Origin of the sequence: Luteolibacter pohnpeiensis (genome assembly GCF_016595435.1) — a bacterium.
In the GTDB taxonomy this organism is placed as follows: Bacteria; Verrucomicrobiota; Verrucomicrobiia; order Verrucomicrobiales; family Akkermansiaceae; genus Luteolibacter; species Luteolibacter pohnpeiensis.
In genome coordinates this window covers 44,744-63,387 of sequence record NZ_JAENIJ010000025.1, presented here as the reverse complement: position 1 = coordinate 63,387, position 18,644 = coordinate 44,744, and the positions used below count along the sequence as shown (strand labels likewise).

The window sequence follows — 18,644 nt, the reverse complement described above, 5'->3', positions numbered from 1 at the left end:
GTGAAGGTCGCGTTCTCGCTGACGTAGACGTAACCGGACACTTCGGTGAGTGCTGGCGCAGTGAAGGTCGCGTTCTCGCTAACGTCGACGGAACCGGACACTTCGGTGAGTGCTGGCGCAGTGAAGGTCGCGTTCTCGCTGACGTAGACGGAACCGGACACTTCGGTGAGTGCTGGCGCAGTGAAGGTCGCGTTCTCGCTAACGTCGACGTAACCGGACTTGGTGAGTGCTGGTGCTTCAATAATCGAGCCATCAGCAACGCGGATCACTCCTTCAATGCGGGAAACTTTCGGGTGCAGGAATGAGATCGATGAGCCGTCGGCGTATAACTCAGTTTCGGCGATTTTCTCAATTACCGATTCAGGAGTCCGTGGATCGATCATGACTTTCCAGCGAATGTCTCCATATTCCGGCTTTGCGAAGATCCCGGCTCCTAGGCACATGCGTTCAGCGTGCTCTGCTGGATCGCTGAGAAGCTTTTTCAGAGCTGAGTAATGATTATTGATGACCCGCTTCTGCTTATCATTCATCTCTCCGCGAGTGATTTTCTTGGGAGTGAAATCCCCCTTCCCGTCCCATTCCGCCTCGACAAAATAAGAACCTCGAAAATCTGACATCTGGTCGTTTTCCCTCCAGCCAGCAGCCTCTACCGCGCCAGAATGAGAGTTGCCAGGAATGTGGGCGACAGCGCCGTCTCGACGCACTACAATTGAATGAAAATCACACATGATATTTATATTTATAGTTAATAAAACTGCCATAATCAGGCGACGGCCTGACCGTCTTCGAACGCGATCGCTCCATCCACAATGTGAAGTCCCGTGCTTGATGGGTTCTCTTGGAACTTCTCAATCCAAAGTTGGTAATCGCTGCCTTCGGCCAATTGAGAAATCATTTCGAGATTCGTCGTGTTCATCAAAGCCCCCTCGCGAATCATCACAATTCGGAGCTTTGGGTTTTGAGCCATGGCAACCAGCGTCGAAATCCGGATTTGTTCGGCGGTGGAGAGCTGATTGAAGAACGTCCCGTTGAACATGACGCCTTCGTCAGTCAGTTCGAGTCCATCCAGCGGCATGGCGGCGTTCTTCACGAGATCCAGCTTCTTCTCGTCAACCACTTCGATTTCCCGGTTGAGGTTTCCAGCCCGCAAGCAGAGTTCTTTCAATCGCGCCTCAGTCTCGCGATAGAGACGAGCGGAACGAACTGCAGCATTGGTCTTATCGACGGCCTCCACGGCATCTTGAGCCTTTCGGAGTGCATCGGCATCGGGGGCTTGCTCGGTTGCCGTAATCACTGCGTGCTCTGATTTCACAAACTTCTCGGCGGCTGTGGCTGCACGATCTTTGGCGGCGTCCAGTTCTGCCTTGATCCTTTTGACCTCAGCTTCCGCAGTATTCAACTGGCCTTTGGCACGCTCAGACTCTTCCTTGGCACGTTCGACAGCCATCGCCTTGTCGCGAAGCTCTTGGAGATTTCCCACCAACGTAGTAGCAGAAACCTCTTCGTTCGGGACATCAGCAGCAGGCGCTTCCATCGCTTCGAAGCGAGCTTTGACCTCCACGCCCTCACGGTTGACCTCAGTGCGAGTCGCGTAAGCCTGCGCCCGTTTTGCATCGAGTTCAGTGAAATCCAGCCCCGCCGCCTGTTTGAGAGCTTCGACCTGTTGCTTGGCCTTGAGTTTGGTGAATTCCAGTGGATCGAAAGCATAGTTGCCGAGAAGTCCGTTGAGGAATGTTTGTGCCTTAGGAACTTGAACCCCCGCGGCATCGACAACCGACAGATATGAGCCTTTCTTCGTGATTTTGCGTTCAACCAGATACTCCGCCCTGTCCTGGCCGAGCGTGATTTTCACTGAGCCTGACGGCCGTCCATGACGGATTGGATCGTCAAGACCCGTGTTGCTGAGTGTGAGAACGATCGCGTCCAAAACGGACGATTTCCCGTTGGCATTGTCGCCAGTTAGAATTACGGGCTTTCCAGTAGTAGGGTTGATTTCAACCGCACTGATTCGCTTCACGTCGTTGATTTCGAGCTGTAGAATTTTCATAACTTTGCACCCCGAATGCCCCACCACGCGACAAGGCATGGTGAGGCGACTCTAAATTCCCAGTTTATCAATTTCTAACGGCTCATCGCCCGAGTGCTATTAGGTCATTTCATGATGAATATCCGGTTGTTGATCCCTTTCTTTTTTTGAATCATGCCTTTCGGCTGGCACCCCAAATGCCCGACTCCCCTTGCGAAGAGTCAGGCGTGTCTAGGGCTATTATTCCCTGTAGCTATTTAGTCTTTCGCAGCACGGTCATAACCACCATGACCAATAGGTATCCAACCAGAGCCAACAAAATTAGCGTGATTGGAATCCACAGGGGTGAAACTACCCACAGCCACGGCCAATGGATGGCCCCAGTCAATTTGAGCGTGATAAATACAATCGCTAGAAGACCAAGGAAGCTAATACCACTAGACGAACTTGATGATGAATTACTCATATGTTTTCCAATTTAGGTTCACTCAGAACGGAATATCATCGTCATCGATGACCTCAGCCTCAACCGGAGTCGATGGCGGCGAAGCTTTTGCGGCGGGAGTCCTGACTGAAGTCCCTTCAATCGATGTGGATTCGTAAACGAACGAGACAACTTTGTTCCGGCGGTAGTCTTTGCCCTTCACTTTCTCGGAAGTGAGTTTTGCTCGACCTGTTCGAACTTGCAGCCATCTGAGAAAATCCGGATCTTCGAAGTTGATCTTTCGACCTGGCTTCAAAGTTCCACAAACGCACTTCAGGAACTGGTCGATCTTGTATTTCGCCTTGTCGGTGAAAACCAAGTTCTCATAGACCGTTGTTTTCTCGTCCTCATCAGTGAATTCGAGCTTCAAGGGAATCATTGGGTTCCCAGTAGTGCTAGTTGTCAGAGCGTTAATTTCGAGGATTGTGAATGGATATTCCCCATCTTCAAAGACTGAGAATTCCTTTTCAACTGGCTCCTCGAATGTGTAATCGTTCAGATTCATACCTTATGATTAGTAAGAGTGGAAAGAGGAGTTTCAGCGACTGAACCGAAGATGATCGAATCTTCATCCAATCCTTCACTCACCAGCATTTCACGCAGCGCACCGACCACGTTCTTGAATGCCGCCCGGTGAATCTTCTCGGTTTTCTGAAGCTTCACCTCGAACCCCAATTTCCCGTCACTGATGTGGTAGCGGAACAATGCTCGGATTTCGAATGTCGATTCATTCTCTGCCCCCTCAAAGATCGGGATTTTCAGAAGTAGTTCCGATGGAACCTTCAAGTCCCCTGCAGTTTTAGCCTCAGTCTTTTCATTCCAGCCAATACTACGATCGCCGTTGTGAAGATTCGTTACCGAGGTGAATTCAATATTACGTTTACCAGACAGCGTGGTTGCAACACTGAGAACTTCGGCAGCGGAAGGCTTTTCAATGCAGTCCAAGTTTTCTTCAATGAATTCAGCAAATTTCTTCTGATCCAAAAGCCTACCTGAAACACCTTTCCATGCCTCCCAATCTTCCGTGTATTTGAGTTGATAGAAAACTCTGTGATTGCCCCATCCTGAAGCCGTGTCAGGATCATGCCAATCTAGCACCGATGTAATTTTGTCCGAGTCAATATCGGCGAAGACAGCCGTGCCACTTCCATTGTGACGAATGGTGTAGGAAGCAAGCGATTCCAGAGATTTAGCTGCGATCTTGCCGCGTGCTTGAGAAGGAAGCTCGTGGAAAATTTCCTCGTGATGAATTTGATAGCCCGCAGGCTTAATGATTCCACCTTCAATTGATTGGGTGCGGATGGCTTCAATGATTGGTTCGATGTCCATAAATTCAGAAATTAGAGGCTGATGGTTTCACGGCTTTTGGTTCACCGAATTGGAATTGTTTCTGTCTCGGATTATCCCGAACTAGTTGACCATGCTCCGTAGTGAAGAACATCGATGGTGCGACATCCTTGATTGGGCATTTTGGTTTGAGTTCTCCAGCGAGTTCAACTTGGCCACTGTCATGGCCGCGCGGCTTCACTGAAATGACGAGGGTGAGCGATCCAGACTTGTTAGTTTCTGATACCGCTTTGACGAGGTTGGCCATTTCTTCACTGGCCTGACTGGCTAAGTCTCCGTGGGAGATTTCACCGAGAACCTTGGCAAACATATTGCCAGGCAACTCATTGGTTTCTTCGTTTTCTTCTGACATGGTGAGGATGGTTAGTCTTCAGTTTCGGAGGTTTGTTGTGCGGCTTGTTCGGCTGCTTGGTTCGCGGCGAACTCATCGACGGCCTTGATGAAGTCATCAGGTCGGGCGAGAATCTTCTTGCGTTTGGCAGCAAGGAGCTGGGTGTAATCCTGACCTTCCACGAGCCATTCGATGCTCGTCAGATAGGCAGTGCTGGCGTCCTCCCGGCCCTTGAAGAGCGTGACGAGCTTGTCTTCAGTCGCCTCTTCAATCGGCAGGATTTTAGCAGCGGCTTTTGCAAACTCGTCCCAGCTCAAAGGCATCTCAAAAGGCAGATCAAAGCGACTCTTCGCGGTGAATGCTGGGCGCTCTTCAGTGAACATGACCCGGTGGCCTTCGCCGAATGCCTTGGCTTTCTTCGATCCCTTTTCTTTGCGAGTCGCGATCTTGAAGTTGGCAAAGAACATATTGTCGACGCTCTCATGGAATAGTCCGGCACCGCGCTCGTTCATCTTGATGATGAACTTGTCGAACCGCTCATTCTCGTACGGATCCTCGAACGATTTGATTTTGGCATGGCCAAGGACAATCACGTTCATCTTGTTCCGCAGCCGCTTGAGGGTGTTGAAAAATTCAACCCATTGCTCTTCTGCCCGAACGTAGCCTTTGCCGAAGCCGCCATCGACTTCCTCGATGCTTTTCACCCCGGCTTCCTTGATGATGTGATTGAACAGAAGCGGCTCAAGTCCATTGACCGTATCGATTACAACCGATTCATACTCGTGATCTTCAATGAGAAGGTCCGAAAGGAACGACTTCACCTCAGCCCAGTTCTTGGGAATCGGAAACTTGGCTACGTCAAGCGTAGTAAGTCCATCGTCGGTCCCGATGAAAATTGGATTTGGGGCGGACGCTCCGAAGCTGGATTTGCCGACACCGCCGGGGCCGTAGAGTCCGACGAAATGCGGGCGACGCTGAATCCCCTTAGTTACTTTAGATAGAGAACTCATAATTTATAGTAAGTAGCGCGTTGTTTATAGTTTTCCGCGTTAAGCAGGAAGTTAATCGCGGCAAACCAGAGAAGGACGGCGAGCATAACACAGACAATGCCGGTGTAGGCATAGCTGATGAGGAGACAATAGGCGAAGCCGATCAGCGGAAGCAGCGAGCATGCGGCGCAGAGTCCTGCTCTGTAGCAATTGGCTCGCGCCTTTTTTGTATAATAATCAACCATAATAATTATCAGATAAATATCCCCGCCCGGCTCTCTCTTATTTGACACCGGCCGCACCTTGGGCATTAGAGGTCGCCACCCTTGCAGAACCGGACGGGAAAAGTTTTTAGTTAGAAATCCCAAGCGCCTGCTTGAAAATTCGGGTTTTGAAAGCTTCCTTGTTAGGAACAGTAGGAGTGTATCGCTTGCGACCGTGCGCCGCTGTCTTCTCCTTTTTGGAATACGTCCATTCAGGATATTTGCGCGGGATATAAATCGACCGCGATGCCGGGCGAGAATTCAGATCAAGAACGTGGTGAGTCTTTACCACTTCACCACTCTTGTTCTTTTTCTTAGAAAACCCGATATATTCTCCCATCCGATTCGTGACCACAGCGCCGTCTGCTCGCTTTGAGCGGTCACCGGTTTTGCCGATTGAGTAAACCGGGCGAATCCGCCGGTTCGGGCATTTCGGGGTGGAAATGTTGGCGTGGGTGCTCAATTTACACCCCCTTTGATTTTTGGGCTTGGCGTTGCCACCTTGCCGAGTTTTAGTTTCCCCGCCTTCACGGCTTTCAAACCCGCACGCATCAACTCGCTTGCTAAGTTTGTAGTCGTCCGGCCCGATCGTGCGGCTTCCACCTTAATATCGCGGTGGACGTCGTCGTAAACTTTCAAGCTCTTCATGTCGCCGCAAAAGGAACATGTTGCTGCAGATTCTACAAGTGAAAAGTTGAAATAAATTCAATTTGTCGCTTTTTACACTCGTAATTGAGAAATTATCTCAATAGAACGCGCGTATGAAAATCACCCCGCAAACGAAGACAACTATACTTAACGCCATGAAAGAGAAAGGATTAAATGCCTCCACTCTTTCATTGAAAATTGGCAAGCATCGATCCTATATCACGAAGCTGCTATCTTCGAATGGTGGCATCAGCGAGCTATCAAGCGATATTGTTGACCAGCTTTCTGACGTTCTCGGAGTTTCAATCCAACCAATTCAAACTTCAGAGGGTAGAATTTCACCAACAGCGGCTCGTCTTTCCGCCCTGGCTGAAGAAAACGAAGATGTTGCCGCATTACTCGAAACCATTTTGAGAGTCAGTGAACCAAGCGAGGAAGCATACTTGCCATCGGTTGAAACAAAAAAGCTGCCGAAGATCGGCGCGGCCGTTACTCGAATCGTTCACGAGTGGGAGCAAGGCGCAGACCCTCATTATTCCAAGATCGCCGTTGAGACTCTCCACTTCCTTCGCCATTTCTACGCAAAGGAAATGTAATTCACTGCGCATAATAGCCGCGATTATCCAAACCATAGCTCCGACTAGCGCCCCCTTCTGGATTTTCCAATATTTCCGATGGAACGTTTTTCCATTCGGCACCATCGCGATAATACCAACCTCCACGGCTATCTGGCCGTGCTCTCCACTCACCTTCTTTTTTGAACTTAAACCACGACCACTCGCGATAAAAAATTATTACATTTCGGCTATCTGCCTCATCCGTTGAGACAACTAATTCTCCATTACGAAATGCCACAATCGCTGGGTCGAATCGGACTCCAGGACTGCCAAGCACTCTCTCTATGAATGGCAGAAGCACTGCTAAACAAAGCAATATTCCAACAACCAAAGCCACTAATCGCGGGCTTTTGTAGCGCGAATTGCTATCGATAAGAGAACCCTCCTGCGCTAATGTCAGGAAAATTACCAGAATGCAAACTGATAGCAAAACTGCAGCCATCAGTTCTCTCTATTCAGCTGAATAGGGCGAAACAAGCTCAAAACGAAGCCATCCAATGGAAAAGAGCTTTGATAGCCTCAATCAGCCCGATCGCTACCAGAATCAGCCCTCCGATAAGAGCTTGATCGAATAAAGAGGGACGCCTGTAGTTCACTTGAACTATTAGAGCGACCTAAATCGCATCGGCCAAGCGAATTCAAACCTCAATTGTATTCATCCCTTCCTCAATTTCAAGCGACCGCTGGATTGACGTTCCGGCCTCTTCCATGTCCTGACGCCAAGTCTTGTGCTTCGAACCGGCTCTCAGCAGTTTTTTAATGGCCTGCTGCTGCCCCATATCCGAGATGCCGAACAACCTGCAAATGAGCTGCGGGTCAAGTTTCACGCCACGGATACTGACGTTGTAGGGGTCAATTTTGCGGCTCATACCGCCTCCCCCTCCAATTTTCCAATGAGCTTCTTCCCTGCCCGTGTCAGCCGGATCATGTATTTTCGGCGATCCTTCTCCGTCGTCTCACGCGCTACCAGTCCCCGCTCCGCAAGCGTATCGATAACCGACGTGTAACTTGCCGGTGAACCGCCACATCGATTCACAAGCTCTTTCAGGCCAAGCATGTTTCCCTCAGCTGATGCCAGGCAAACCAGCGTGTGAACCCCGGCGCGACTCAGGTTCTCATTTCGCGCAAGTTGTAATAGTTTCTCGTATTGTTTCATTTGGAAAATTTTAAAGGTTGAATCCGGGAGTGATGTCACACCTCCGCTTCGCAATCGCGGCATACTCGGGATTGAGCTCCAAGAGGATTGCTGACCTCCCGAGTTCAAGAGCTACGAGTCCTGTCGTGCCTGAACCACCGAATGGATCAAGCACCGTGCCGCCTGCCGGACAGCCTGCCAAAATGCATGGCTTTACAAGGTCTGGCGGATAAGTTGCGAAGTGAGCACCGCTGAACGACATAGTTGGTACCGTCCAAACGCTCCGCTTCGTTCGCGTTCCTTTTTCAGCAACACGAGCCGCCGCCCGAGTCAGGACCTCCATCGGGCTATTATGCATGGAGGAATCACCGTTCTTGTGTCGGGTTGGATCGTATTTTTCTGCGTTGTCGACCGCCCTTTGATACCTTGCGCGTGATTCATCTGAAATCGCTTCAGCAATAGCATCCGCCTCCCAGTGATAACGGGCCGATTTCGTGAGCAAGAAAAGATACTCATGCGACTTGCAGCACCGATCCTGCACGCTTTCCGGCATCGGGTTCGGCTTTGACCAAATGATGTCCTGTCGTAGGTACCAGCCCGCATCTTGCAAAGCGAACGCGAGCCGCCAAGGCATGCCCATCATGTCTTTAGGCTTCAAACCACATCCTCCTGGGATGGTCCCTGCCTTGGAAACTCGCTTGGGGGCGGAATCGATCTGTCTTGCCGCAATCACGCTTCTGTTTGCCATTGCACCTGATCGCCCCTGCGCTCCCCATGAGCCAGCATAGCTATCACCCATGTTCACCCAGCACGTTCCATCCTTGCGAAGCACGCGCCGGACCTCCTCGAAAACCTCCACGAGCTTCCTGAGGAACTCAGCAGGTGTTTTCTCAAGTCCGATCTGTCCCTTCATTCCATAGTCGCGAAGGCCGTAGTAAGGCGGCGAGGTCACGACACAATGAACCGACTCAGCGGGCAACTTGCGAAGTTGCTCGATACAATCGCCAATGATGATTTGGCAGGTGGGGATCATTGATTCAGGGATGTGGTAAATGATCCATAATCTCTCCATCGCGAGCGACATTGCAGCAGTCGCAAACCGTCTCTGGATTTCGTAGCGATTCGTTAAGATAGTCCGCGCACCACTGCCACCGGTCCATTGGCCGCTTGAAAGTGAATGGGCGGTGCGCTTCCATTTCCCGAATCATCTCAGCTGTCAAAACTGTTGCCGTATTGTTAGCTTCATTGCTCATGCGTTTAGTCGTTTAATAAAGAATTAAGAGCCGCTTGGATACCTGACCGGTGATTTCTTGCCCCGCACTCGCCCCATGGAACGCCGTCCCATCGCTTTGGTGATCTATGCTGCCTGTAAGCGTTTTCCGCCTTCAGCAGCTCCATTGAATTGAATGGACGAAATGTGCGAAGAGCCTCGCCGAGAGCGTCACGGTGATTCTGATCGTCTCCATGAGGAATTCGCTTTTGAGCATAAGCTTCAATTGCAGCGTCTATTTCTTCGGTTGTAGCGATCATTTTTTAGCCCCCAATTGAGAGGTTTGGATGAAGCAATTAACCTCAAATGTGACGATTATACCTTTTCGCGTTTTCCCTTCCCGAATATTTATTGCGCAGTCCAATTTATCGCGCCCTCGAATAATCCCATGTTCAGCCGCCAGCTTGCGAAGTTCTTCACACGTGAATTGTTTTTCCCACCACGAGGGTGCAAGATCGTGATTAGTTATTATTTTATTCATGATTTTTTCCGTGACCCCGTTGTTGGTGCATGACGGCGTTGTGGGCGGTTGACGTAATCCAACCGATGTCTTTCCAAACGGAATCCTCATTAGCTTCGTCCGCACGCTTGCTGATTTCATCCAAAATCTGCCGAAGTTCATTCCGCTCGCGTTCGAGCTTGCGGCCATGATCCAGCAAGTCCTTGGTCATCGGCGAGTATTGGATCCACTTTGGAGTAAGTGAATCAGCTATGGCGTCCGTCTCCGGGGTCTTTGATCCAGTGCTCATTTCTCACCTCCCGCCTTCGGAAATTCATTCCACTCACGGCCATCGAGAAGACGCCCAGCGCGTTGCTTCCCTTGTTTAGCAATGGCCATCACAGGGGGAACCAAACCATGAAAACTCGGATTCTTAGTTTTCCCGTCCCAACCTATCCAACGAAACTTTTCGCCAGTGTCAGGCATCACGTTTCCAGTAACACCGAAACCTTCGGTCGCCGGGCACCATTCACCCCATTGCTTGAACAAGAACGAAACCCCTTGTTCCTCACATTGCTGTTGCAATAACCTAGCCCAATCTGGATGCATAGGACGTGCACCGGGACCAGACTCGCCACCACAAATCACCCAGTGAATTCCGTCCATCCCGGATCGTTTCGTTAGGACGTCACAATCGCATAAGATACCACCGCCAGATTTCCGGTATGAGCAAAGTGGATCGTGTTGAGCTGAAGGAGCCGACTTTGCGATCTCCCATGCTTGCGGGAAGTCAATGTAAGGCAACGTCACTGGTCCAAGCAATGGCTCGCAACTTAGGAAGCGAACCTTAGCCGGTATCTCTAACAACAGGGGAATGCGTTCATCTGCCCGCGCTTGATCCTCAACCGTGGTGCCAACCCAGACGTTGGGCGGAGGATTGCCGTTGATCCACTCCGCAGCGAGTGGTGAGGCGTAGGCACATTCATGCAGTCTTGCGCTCCAGCTTTCGGGGCGTTTCGTGAGAAGCAACCAATCAAGATATGGCGTTTCAGCGATGAGATTCAGTAAATCCACGCGCCAGCCATGCGGAACCTCGTGGTCAAGCCAATCAGCCAGTGATGCGCAAAAGACCTTTGGCCGATAGCCGTTTCTTTTTTCATAGTTCAAGTGCCCCTCTCGGTTCCACTTCAGCGGAAGCTTCCAGTTTGCCTCGCTCGTCCGACGGCGCGGCTGTCCCATTCCCCATTTCACAATCCCAGATCGCTTACTCCATCCTTCAGCATAGCAATTCGCGCAACCCGGCGAAACTTTCGTGCAACCCGTCCATGGGTTGAATGTCATATCGCACCAAGCTATATTAGTTGAACTGCCCATTTCTTTTCCTTTTCCTTTTAGAGTTAAAATGCAGTGCTCCGTGGCACTTTGAACACAGGCAAACAACATCCTCATGATGCTGCTTCCCATATCCCCTGTGATGATGATATTCATGCCTTAAACCCTCTCCAATGTGCCCACACTTGGAACAAGTTAGTTTGTTAGGATCGGGAATCTTTCCAATCCTCACTAAATGGTTGACTCGACCTCTCGCTTGCAGCCGATCGTTATCTCGTGCTGATACAAACCGCCTTCCATTAGCCCTTTCCTTGGGAGTATAGGATATTTTGCTGTGATTTCTTTGGCAACCCCGGCACTTAGGGTGAAGTCCATCAGAACGTGAACTTTCCCGATTGAATAAATGAATAGGTTTCCACTCTCTACAGCTGAAACACCATTTCTCTCCTTGCTCGCGGTGCTCCAGATAGGAATTCAAACTGATACCGATTCTCCGTGCAGCTGTTTTTATTGAGCCAGCTATCCGCCCATCGACTGGATCGATCTTTGTATTTTCACTCATGATTTTATCGCTTCCTGATAAGCTGTGTTTATTTCTGCGAATTGATCGGGATTCCCCCCGATGTCTGGATGATGGCGTTTTGCAAGTTCGCGGTACCGCTCTTTGATCGCCTCTTTCGACTCAGTTCCGTTCATTCCCAATACCTCCCACCATGGCCTAGGACCTGGCGCTGGAAGCCCAACGAAGCCAGTGAATGCGCGATCGAGCATGTCAGAGCTTCCCCAGCGTTCGATGCCGCGAAGAGCCTCTATTGTGCGCTGGATCGCCCTCATGTTTTTCCACACCCGATCATACTTATCACAGGCGAAACACTGCTGCTTTCCTTTCCGTTGGAAATATACCGCCACACCGGGATCCTCAGGCTCTTTCTGATTGGCATATGGTAGGCCATTCCGCTTGAGAGGAACATTTGTGGAAATGATAACAAGGCCATCAGCCATGGTATATCTCGCCGCTTCTTTCCCAAGCACCAGTTTATCAATTTCAGCCAGAAGCTCTAATTGGACCTTGCCCTGCGTGCCTTTAAATTGCCCGTATTCACGATCTCCGCCATGGCGTGGCCAGCCTTCTGGCCAATTGAGTGGATATGACTCATTCATAACTTATTCCAAAATTTAATTACTAACAAAAAGAAAACCGTGTGTGAGATGAGGACGAAAATCATGCGTTCCATCCTTTCTGATTCAGAAGCCAAAGCGGAATCTCCGCTAGGGACTCGCCGGTTGTCCGGTTCCGTCTCGCGAATGAGACTTGCGACTTCGGAAACCACGCCACCCGCGATTCTGACGCCTTGTCGCGGAGTTGATAAGCGAGGTCGCTTTCGCCGACCACAGTGCATTCGACTTTCTCGATGTCGCTCATGATCCCCTCCTTTCCTCGCGAGCCGCTAGCATGGCGTCGGCCATTCGATAGCAGTCGTGGGCGATCTCATATTCTGATAATTCGCCGACTCCCGTATTGTAAATTGATGGCAAAGCTTTTGCGGCAAAATAGTCGCGCAGGCTCATGCCGTTATGACAGATGGTTTCCCCGAAAGAAGACACGTCGCCATTCACGTAAAACCCATGAATAGCAAACGCTGGCCCGCCGTCTTTGATTGGGTTCAATTGGCTTACACTTCGCTCTGTTTTCGGCGTGGACGTGACCTCTTCGATCAAGTCACGACTGTGGCGTTTAAACCAATAGTCCCCATTTTCTTTGTATGCTTGGCCATTGTCACCGAGAAATGAATAAACCAAGCCCACAGTATGATGGACGATTCTTACCTCTTCGCCCTCGCGGCTTTTATATACACCGCCGACTTTTAGTTTTAGCTCACTCATTTACCCTCCTTCCCAGCCCGTTGAAGACGATCGATCTCGGCGGCGATGAGTGCCCCGGCGCGAATCAAATCCTGCATTGGTGATTTTGGTTTGAACCATCGGAGATCCCAGTCGTCCGGCCAAATGTCTTTGTTAGGCGGTTCCTTTTGGTATCTATTATCGTCAAATGATTCGATAACCCAAGATCGTGAATACATGTGTTCGAGGTAAGCGGCTGCAGCTTGAGACAACTCGAAGTTTTCATGTGCGGCATCATGCTCCGGCGTCCATCCTTCATCGCTGATTTGGCGCTCACGTTCGGCATAAATCAGATCCGCGCCGGACTGAATTTCTCTAATACCGGACTTAGCAGGGTCCCATGCCAAGAACTTGATAGCCGTCTCTTTCGCCCAGTCGTGCGCTTCTGGAGTCAGCTTATCGACCTGAGTAACCGTCAATGCAACAGCGTGAGTAATTCCAACAAGAAGCTCTTTGCAGACGAGTTCAAATCCTTCGTCCGACATAAGGACTCCATGCCGAACAAGCTCGTGGCCTGCGAATTCCGCTGCAAGCTTTGCTGCCTTCATCATTGAGCCACGCAAAAATTGTGGCGTTGGCGTTTCTGGATAATCAGGCCCGCCCTCTTGGTATGGTGTTGCGCTCACGCGACCTCCTTTCCTGTTGCTCTTGCGACCACTGCGCGTGCCGAGCGAACGAACTCACATTGCGAACAGATGCATTGCCGACCATCGTCATTTGGATTCGGAGGATGCTCGTCGAACGTTCTCAAGCCATGTTCTACCACGGCTAACAGATCGGGGGCGGCTGAGCTGAGTGCGGCGCTGATCAAATCCAGCTGTTGATGAAAAAGCGTCCGCGCTCTTTGGAACTTTCCAAGCTCAACATAGTATTCCTCCGGCATCGCGTGCGGTGGGTGCTCCTTCGCAAGAGCTGCCGATTTCGCACCTGCCTCAATCATTACCGCTCTGTATTCTTCGCGTTTTGTCGTGTGGCAGACCGCGCTTTTTTCTGCCTCATCAATAATCGAGCGAGTCTCATTCACCAACTTAGACACCACTCCTTCCTTGTAGGTAGGCGCTGAGGACTTTTTCTCATCATCACGGAGCTGTTCGAGGTATGGGAGAACCAAAATCAGCTGATCCAAAGGTGTATTTTTCACTGAGCTTCCTCCTTTCCCTTCACGTCAGCAAGCGTGCGAATCGCCGTCCTCAAAAGCTGATGGAATGTCGTGTCACTCTCTTCGCCTGAGTTGTTGTCTACCAATCGAAGCGGAAAATCTTCCTCAAACTTGTAATGCTCACAAATCGCCAGCACCGCTCCAACCAGCGTGCTCAGCTGCGTGAACAACAACGGTGCGGACTTCGCAATCCGGGCAATCTTTGCCAATTGTTCAGGGCTGATCGCGTCGCCATCGTCATCCTTACCTGGCTCAATCTTGAAGTGAAAGAGGTTAGTTCCACCCTCATTCAGTGCGTAGACGAACCGTGGGTCATCATCAGCAACTTTCCATTCCCACGGCACTGACACCGGCTCTTGCGGCTCAATCGAATCAGGAGCAAGCGCCAAGAGCGCGATCTCCCGTGCATCCTTCTCACCCTCAGTCAACTCAATCCCGTGGGCAAGGTCTTGGTCGACCGTTTGTTCAAGAAGGTAGGTCAACGCTTGGGCAAGCGCCTCTTCGCGTTTTGTCGTGTTCGGAGCCAAATATTCCAGCCCGTCAATTTTTGCCTCGATCATGTGGTTCGTGTTCATCTTCGCGTTTTGTTTAGTTCACCCTGAAAAATTAGCAAGGATTTTATTCAGCCAAAGATGAATTATTTTTCCAATTCACCGCACGAACGAATTTGACTCCATCCATTTCCCATTCCCCTTGATCTTTGATCCATTGTTCCACGTCGTTGGGTGACGTAATTCCGAGATTGGTCAGGAGCAATCCTGTCAGTGATCCACGCGATACCGGGCCTTCCCACCAGTCCGGTTCTTCATCGCGTCCCACCGCAAGTATTTCATCGATAGTCCATCGCTCTGGAGATTCTGGCTCAGCAGGCATCTCAGCTTCCGCCCGCTCTTTTTGGTATTCCTCCCACGTCTCCGGCGTCGAAATAATGTCCTCCTCGATGTCAATTCCGCGCACCGTGAACCACTCTCGCATCTCTTCGATGCTCATTCCAGCCATGGGCGCGACCTCTTGAATTGAGTAAACATCGCTGACTTTCGGCCACCAATCAGGCGGCGTTTTCTCGACCGAGATCCGCTTCTTCCCTGCTTTCGGCCTGGAGGTTGGTGGGGACTTTTTGGCCTTGGGTGCCACCTTTTTACTCGTCAATCCACTTCCTTTGAGCGGCTGCAGGAAGAATGATCCACGCGCAATTTCAGCGATGAGACGCCTCGCGCTTGGCTCTCCATACCCAATTCCAGCCTTCGCGATGCACCCGTGTTGATCTGCTATTTCGTTTAGCTTTTGGATTTCTTCCTCAGTCAACCGAACGGAAAACATGTGTTTGGTTCTTGCCATGCCCGCACCCTATATTCGCGTTTTGGCGAGTCAAGAAGCTTCATAAGAACTACAGTAAGAACTGCTTTTATGAAGCTACTAAAAACGCGCGAATCCCTTTATCTGTAAGGAAAACAAATAGTCGTGAATATTTATTGAAATGAATAAGTCTCTTTATGGACTGCTTTAATGGACTGCATTTAATAGAGTCCTTATTTCGCCGCAATCCCTTATAAACACGGGCTTTTTCATAAATTCATTCTATTTTTTACTATTTTTGCCTAATCCCTCCCTATTACCCCTACCCCCTTTGTATATATATATACAAGGGGTAGGGTATAGGGGTGATAGGAGGGCAGGGATTCAGGCGGCAGAGTTTCTTTCAGGAAATCAAACGGGCGTTTTTGTCTTGACGTTTTGGCGAGTTGCACCATCGTCAAACCCATCCAGCGAAATTGCGTGCCCGATGTCCGAAAATTCAACCGTCGCCGAAATCGATCCAGCCCAAGCCATCGAGGCTTATCGGGCCAAGCGGAAGGCGGCGAATGGCGACAAGCGGACGAACCAAAAAGTTTTGTCGCCGGGCACGTTCAACCGTGAGCTGCAAACCGCGCTGGCTGAAATCTACAGCACCGAGGAAATCTCGGCTTACATCGATTCGCTGTTGGTCGCCACGTTCAAGGGTCAGCCTGACAACCGGACTCGCCTCGCTGCCCTGACATTGCTCATGGCCTACCTCGTTGGGAAACCGGTCGAGCGGCAAGAAGTTGTTAGCGTCAACGTCGATGCTGATTCGCTCGTCGGGATTGAGGAACGCTTGCGGACCTCGCCGACTCTTTGCCGTGCGCTTGGCGATGCATTGGAGAGGGTGAAGAATGAGCAGGCGGTTGAGGTGGGCTCAAATAATGGCTGATTGATTTTGCAATGTTCCACGCCGGTTTTACGTGGATCAAATTGAGCGAAAAGAGGGCTTAATAAATCACATGATTTTTTGAGCTTTATTCTCGACAGAACGCGGTGAGCATTCGATAGTCGAAACCGTGAAAACTATTCCTGTCGCAATTCTCGTTCGAGTATCCACGGCCAAGCAAGAAACCGATCGCCAAATCTCCGAGCTTCAGCAAGTCGCCGAGGCAAAAGGATGGACTGTGATTGAAACCGTCAAAGAGCACGGTGTGAGCGGGTCAAGCCAGGTTCGTCCCGGCCTTGATCGAGTCCTAGAGTTGGCCGAAGCCGGAAAGATTCGAAAGATCCTTGTCCACGAGGTTTCCCGGATTGCCCGCCGTAATTCGATCGCCCATACCTTCCTTGACCAACTCGAAGACCTCAAAGTCTCGCTCTATTGGCATGCTCAAGGCATTGAGACGCTTTTGCCGAACGGTCGACGCAATCCCGGCGCAGGCATCATGTTCTCCCTGCTTGCCGAAATGGCACGCGCCGAGAAGGAGACATTGGTTGAACGCATCAACTCCGGCCTTGCTGAAGCGAGGCGCAAGGGCAAGACATTGGGGCGACCTGTCGGGTCGTCGATGGATGCAAAAGCGCTGATCGCAAAGCATGACGACATTGCTCGTGCTGTCCGCGCCGGGAAATCTTTGCGGGACATTGCAGCCCGGACCGGCAAGGGGCTTGCGACCGTCAAGCGGGTCAAGGCAGCGATGAAGGCTAAATCTTGAATCCACAGCTTGACAAAACGCGGTGATTGTTGCTAGCTGCGATCGGTTTGACGAATTCACACTCCCTTACCTGACCAGCCGGGAAAGCAGCGGCATCAAATCGCAGGGTAGCTCAGTTGGTAGAGCATCTGACTCATAATCAGAAGGTCAAGGGTTCGAGTCCCTTCCCCGCAACCAATCCTTTGCTTATGAATACAAAACCACTACCTGCTGAATCGTCTTCGTATGACAATTCGGACTTCGTCCCTCAGTCTCCAGTTGCTAAGAATCTTTCTCGACTTGGGGTCGAGTTCGACTCTTTGAGGGATGCGATCAATAATCTGGAGCACAGACTTGCGCCAGTTCTTGGGCCTGATCTTAAAGATCATTTTGAGGTGAAAACTCCTAAGATAGAAGTAAATTCAACTTCTGTATCTGATGAGTGTGAACTTGAGCGGGATCTTGATTCATTGGCTTCCCGCTTTGCTGCCATGCAGGAGCGCGTAACGGGACTTCTTAGCAGAGTTCGGGTCTAACATTTTCTAACGCTCCGAAACCCTTATCGGAGCCGGTGAAAGGCGAGCTGGCGACCAACGAAGCGACAGAGGGATGAAAGTCCTCCCTTACTCCACTTTCGAACATAGCGGGAATCCCCGCCACAATGGGAATGCAATGGTTTCGACCTCATCAAGCCCATCAGCGATAGCATGCGGAGGTTGACCGGTTGGCCTCCTAAAAAGCCGGTCAAGCAACTACAAGGCAAACAAAACGCCAGCTTCAGTCGTTCCCGCGTCGTCAGTGATGACCTCGTGCTTTCGAATTGAGGCAAACACGGTCAGGGAAGCGCCCGCTCCGCTCTGACTGCAACCCGGGCACAAACGGAACTCAGCGCCCATAAAGACTGAGTGGTGGAGGCAAACGGGAAACCGTTAGCCCTGAGAATGGCCCACTCTGACGGGTCGTATAAGCATGTTCGAAGTCGTTGATTGGATGGTGTGGGACTCGGGTTCAACTCCCGACATTTCCACCAGCTTTTGACAGCGCGGCGTTGAAGGAAACGCGGTAAGGGTTACCACTCGGGGGTCTAGGTTGTGATGCAAAAGACCTAGATAGAACCATCCTTAGTTGGTCTGCATCAGGCCAACCCAAAAGAGCAAGCCGGTATCGAGTCCGGCCGCTGTCATTCAATGCCGCCTGCGGGGCGATGGGGTCGCGACCTGTCTTAAATACCCGTCTGGCGGCCCCACATTTCAGCGCATCGCAGTGAGGGCACTGAATGGACTGACCTAGCCTGAAAAACGAATGAGCTAAAGGCGAAGTGAGCGACCTGGCCGGTGCGTTGAAATGTGGTCAAAACTAAACTGACGGCGGGGGAACGCCCCATGGCGAGTGCCATGGCTCGACCACACGACTCGCCGCCGTTAGCGGCCCTTAACCTTCCTAACCATGCAGCTCCTCGCAGACCTACCGCCATCACACCCGGATCGGAACCGTCCTTTAGAGGGTGTATTTCGTAGGGTTCACACACTCTACCCATGGGATGTTACAGACCCGCCAGAAAAAATAGCTGAAGCCAAAGCACGCCGTGCAGCTGGCGAAAGAAAGCCCACCCCTTGGAAGCAAGTGCTCAGATGGAAAATAAGCACGCTAACTTACAACCAATTGGGCAAGGTATGGACAGAAAACAGCGACTGGACTTTTACCAATCCTAGAAAAACTCAATCAACGCA

At 50.8% G+C, this 18,644-nt stretch carries 28 protein-coding genes, 1 tRNA gene and 1 other RNA gene; 6 read left to right on the top strand and 24 right to left on the bottom strand.

Features of this window, described 5'->3' with window-relative positions; all coding sequences use genetic code 11:
- From JIN85_RS14835 to JIN85_RS14790, 10 genes are all read right to left on the bottom strand, one after another.
- Nucleotides 1-617, bottom strand: a 617-nt coding sequence (locus tag JIN85_RS14835; protein WP_200272111.1) for a hypothetical protein, incomplete at its 3' end; no start/stop codon positions are given.
- Nucleotides 618-763: 146 nt separating this feature from the next.
- Nucleotides 764-2,047 carry an AAA family ATPase gene (locus JIN85_RS14830; RefSeq protein WP_200272109.1) on the bottom strand — a complete coding sequence of 428 codons (1,284 nt, stop codon included), beginning with the start codon at nucleotides 2,045-2,047 and terminating at the stop codon, nucleotides 764-766.
- 232 nt (nucleotides 2,048-2,279) lie between these two features.
- A complete protein-coding gene (locus JIN85_RS22120; RefSeq protein WP_200272107.1) occupies nucleotides 2,280-2,492 on the bottom strand; it encodes a hypothetical protein in 213 nt (70 codons plus the stop codon).
- A gap of 22 nt (nucleotides 2,493-2,514) precedes the next feature.
- Nucleotides 2,515-3,015, bottom strand: a complete 501-nt coding sequence (locus tag JIN85_RS14820) for a DUF669 domain-containing protein (RefSeq protein ID WP_200272105.1) — start codon at nucleotides 3,013-3,015, stop codon at nucleotides 2,515-2,517.
- Nucleotides 3,012-3,839, bottom strand: coding sequence for a DUF2303 family protein (locus JIN85_RS14815; RefSeq protein WP_200272103.1), 828 nt, complete (start codon nucleotides 3,837-3,839; stop codon nucleotides 3,012-3,014). The genes JIN85_RS14820 and JIN85_RS14815 overlap by 4 nt, the downstream gene beginning before the upstream one ends.
- 4 nt (nucleotides 3,840-3,843) lie before the next feature.
- Nucleotides 3,844-4,209, bottom strand: a complete 366-nt coding sequence (locus JIN85_RS14810) for a hypothetical protein (protein ID WP_200272101.1) — start codon at nucleotides 4,207-4,209, stop codon at nucleotides 3,844-3,846.
- Nucleotides 4,210-4,220: 11 nt separating this feature from the next.
- Nucleotides 4,221-5,198, bottom strand: a complete 978-nt coding sequence (locus JIN85_RS14805) for an ATP-binding protein (RefSeq protein ID WP_200272099.1) — start codon at nucleotides 5,196-5,198, stop codon at nucleotides 4,221-4,223.
- Nucleotides 5,195-5,488, bottom strand: a complete 294-nt coding sequence (locus JIN85_RS14800; RefSeq protein WP_200272098.1) for a hypothetical protein — start codon at nucleotides 5,486-5,488, stop codon at nucleotides 5,195-5,197. The genes JIN85_RS14805 and JIN85_RS14800 overlap by 4 nt, the downstream gene beginning before the upstream one ends.
- Nucleotides 5,489-5,528: 40 nt before the next feature.
- On the bottom strand, nucleotides 5,529-5,903 hold the full coding sequence (locus JIN85_RS14795) for a hypothetical protein (RefSeq protein ID WP_200272096.1): 375 nt from the start codon (nucleotides 5,901-5,903) through the stop codon (nucleotides 5,529-5,531).
- On the bottom strand, nucleotides 5,900-6,088 hold the full coding sequence (locus JIN85_RS14790) for a hypothetical protein (RefSeq protein ID WP_200272094.1): 189 nt from the start codon (nucleotides 6,086-6,088) through the stop codon (nucleotides 5,900-5,902). Before JIN85_RS14790 ends, JIN85_RS14795 begins: the two co-directional genes overlap by 4 nt.
- Before the next feature lie 155 nt (nucleotides 6,089-6,243).
- On the opposite strand from JIN85_RS14790, the gene JIN85_RS14785 reads away from it, so the two are divergent.
- The gene (locus JIN85_RS14785) at nucleotides 6,244-6,684 is read left to right on the top strand and encodes a helix-turn-helix domain-containing protein (RefSeq protein WP_200272092.1); all 441 of its coding nucleotides are present in this window, start codon (nucleotides 6,244-6,246) and stop codon (nucleotides 6,682-6,684) included.
- Between the two features lies 1 nt (nucleotide 6,685).
- Here the strand turns inward: JIN85_RS14785 and JIN85_RS14780 are convergent, their stop codons facing one another.
- The 14 genes from JIN85_RS14780 to JIN85_RS14715 form a co-directional block, all read right to left on the bottom strand.
- Entirely contained in the window at nucleotides 6,686-7,147 is a 462-nt protein-coding gene (locus tag JIN85_RS14780) for a hypothetical protein (RefSeq protein ID WP_200272090.1), read from the bottom strand.
- A 196-nt stretch (nucleotides 7,148-7,343) separates the two neighbouring features.
- Nucleotides 7,344-7,574 carry a hypothetical protein gene (locus JIN85_RS14775; RefSeq protein WP_200272088.1) on the bottom strand — a complete coding sequence of 77 codons (231 nt, stop codon included), beginning with the start codon at nucleotides 7,572-7,574 and terminating at the stop codon, nucleotides 7,344-7,346.
- Nucleotides 7,571-7,861 (bottom strand): MarR family transcriptional regulator, encoded by a 291-nt coding sequence (locus JIN85_RS14770; protein ID WP_200272086.1) that lies wholly within the window; start codon nucleotides 7,859-7,861, stop codon nucleotides 7,571-7,573. Before JIN85_RS14770 ends, JIN85_RS14775 begins: the two co-directional genes overlap by 4 nt.
- Nucleotides 7,862-7,871: 10 nt before the next feature.
- The gene (locus JIN85_RS14765; RefSeq protein WP_200272085.1) at nucleotides 7,872-8,873 is read right to left on the bottom strand and encodes a DNA-methyltransferase; all 1,002 of its coding nucleotides are present in this window, start codon (nucleotides 8,871-8,873) and stop codon (nucleotides 7,872-7,874) included.
- Nucleotides 8,874-9,097: 224 nt separating this feature from the next.
- Nucleotides 9,098-9,370, bottom strand: coding sequence for a hypothetical protein (locus JIN85_RS14760; RefSeq protein ID WP_200272083.1), 273 nt, complete (start codon nucleotides 9,368-9,370; stop codon nucleotides 9,098-9,100).
- A 213-nt stretch (nucleotides 9,371-9,583) separates the two neighbouring features.
- Nucleotides 9,584-9,859 (bottom strand): hypothetical protein, encoded by a 276-nt coding sequence (locus JIN85_RS14755; RefSeq protein WP_200272081.1) that lies wholly within the window; start codon nucleotides 9,857-9,859, stop codon nucleotides 9,584-9,586.
- Nucleotides 9,856-10,890, bottom strand: coding sequence for a phage Gp37/Gp68 family protein (locus JIN85_RS14750; RefSeq protein WP_234047450.1), 1,035 nt, complete (start codon nucleotides 10,888-10,890; stop codon nucleotides 9,856-9,858). Before JIN85_RS14750 ends, JIN85_RS14755 begins: the two co-directional genes overlap by 4 nt.
- Before the next feature lie 549 nt (nucleotides 10,891-11,439).
- Nucleotides 11,440-12,042, bottom strand: a complete 603-nt coding sequence (locus tag JIN85_RS14745; RefSeq protein WP_200272076.1) for a J domain-containing protein — start codon at nucleotides 12,040-12,042, stop codon at nucleotides 11,440-11,442.
- Nucleotides 12,043-12,103: 61 nt separating this feature from the next.
- Nucleotides 12,104-12,304 (bottom strand): hypothetical protein, encoded by a 201-nt coding sequence (locus JIN85_RS14740; RefSeq protein WP_200272074.1) that lies wholly within the window; start codon nucleotides 12,302-12,304, stop codon nucleotides 12,104-12,106.
- Entirely contained in the window at nucleotides 12,301-12,765 is a 465-nt protein-coding gene (locus tag JIN85_RS14735) for a hypothetical protein (protein WP_200272072.1), read from the bottom strand. The genes JIN85_RS14740 and JIN85_RS14735 overlap by 4 nt, the downstream gene beginning before the upstream one ends.
- Nucleotides 12,762-13,409, bottom strand: coding sequence for a hypothetical protein (locus JIN85_RS14730; RefSeq protein WP_200272070.1), 648 nt, complete (start codon nucleotides 13,407-13,409; stop codon nucleotides 12,762-12,764). The genes JIN85_RS14735 and JIN85_RS14730 overlap by 4 nt, the downstream gene beginning before the upstream one ends.
- Complete coding sequence (locus tag JIN85_RS14725; protein WP_200272068.1) at nucleotides 13,406-13,924, bottom strand: hypothetical protein; 519 nt, start codon at nucleotides 13,922-13,924, stop codon at nucleotides 13,406-13,408. The genes JIN85_RS14730 and JIN85_RS14725 overlap by 4 nt, the downstream gene beginning before the upstream one ends.
- Nucleotides 13,921-14,517, bottom strand: coding sequence for a hypothetical protein (locus JIN85_RS14720; protein ID WP_200272066.1), 597 nt, complete (start codon nucleotides 14,515-14,517; stop codon nucleotides 13,921-13,923). The genes JIN85_RS14725 and JIN85_RS14720 overlap by 4 nt, the downstream gene beginning before the upstream one ends.
- Nucleotides 14,518-14,560: 43 nt before the next feature.
- On the bottom strand, nucleotides 14,561-15,262 hold the full coding sequence (locus JIN85_RS14715; RefSeq protein ID WP_200272064.1) for a hypothetical protein: 702 nt from the start codon (nucleotides 15,260-15,262) through the stop codon (nucleotides 14,561-14,563).
- Nucleotides 15,263-15,725: 463 nt separating this feature from the next.
- Between JIN85_RS14715 and JIN85_RS14710 the strand changes: the two genes are divergently transcribed.
- The 5 genes from JIN85_RS14710 to ssrA all read left to right on the top strand — a co-directional run bounded on the left by JIN85_RS14710 (nucleotide 15,726) and on the right by ssrA (nucleotide 17,944).
- On the top strand, nucleotides 15,726-16,172 hold the full coding sequence (locus JIN85_RS14710) for a hypothetical protein (RefSeq protein WP_200272062.1): 447 nt from the start codon (nucleotides 15,726-15,728) through the stop codon (nucleotides 16,170-16,172).
- Between the two features lie 127 nt (nucleotides 16,173-16,299).
- Nucleotides 16,300-16,935 carry a recombinase family protein gene (locus JIN85_RS14705; protein ID WP_200272060.1) on the top strand — a complete coding sequence of 212 codons (636 nt, stop codon included), beginning with the start codon at nucleotides 16,300-16,302 and terminating at the stop codon, nucleotides 16,933-16,935.
- Nucleotides 16,936-17,036: 101 nt separating this feature from the next.
- Nucleotides 17,037-17,112, top strand: a tRNA-Met gene (locus tag JIN85_RS14700).
- 11 nt (nucleotides 17,113-17,123) lie between these two features.
- A complete protein-coding gene (locus JIN85_RS14695) occupies nucleotides 17,124-17,450 on the top strand; it encodes a hypothetical protein (protein ID WP_200272058.1) in 327 nt (108 codons plus the stop codon).
- A gap of 127 nt (nucleotides 17,451-17,577) precedes the next feature.
- Nucleotides 17,578-17,944, top strand: a transfer-messenger RNA (tmRNA) gene (gene ssrA / locus JIN85_RS14690).
- The last annotated feature ends 700 nt before the right edge of the window (nucleotides 17,945-18,644 follow it).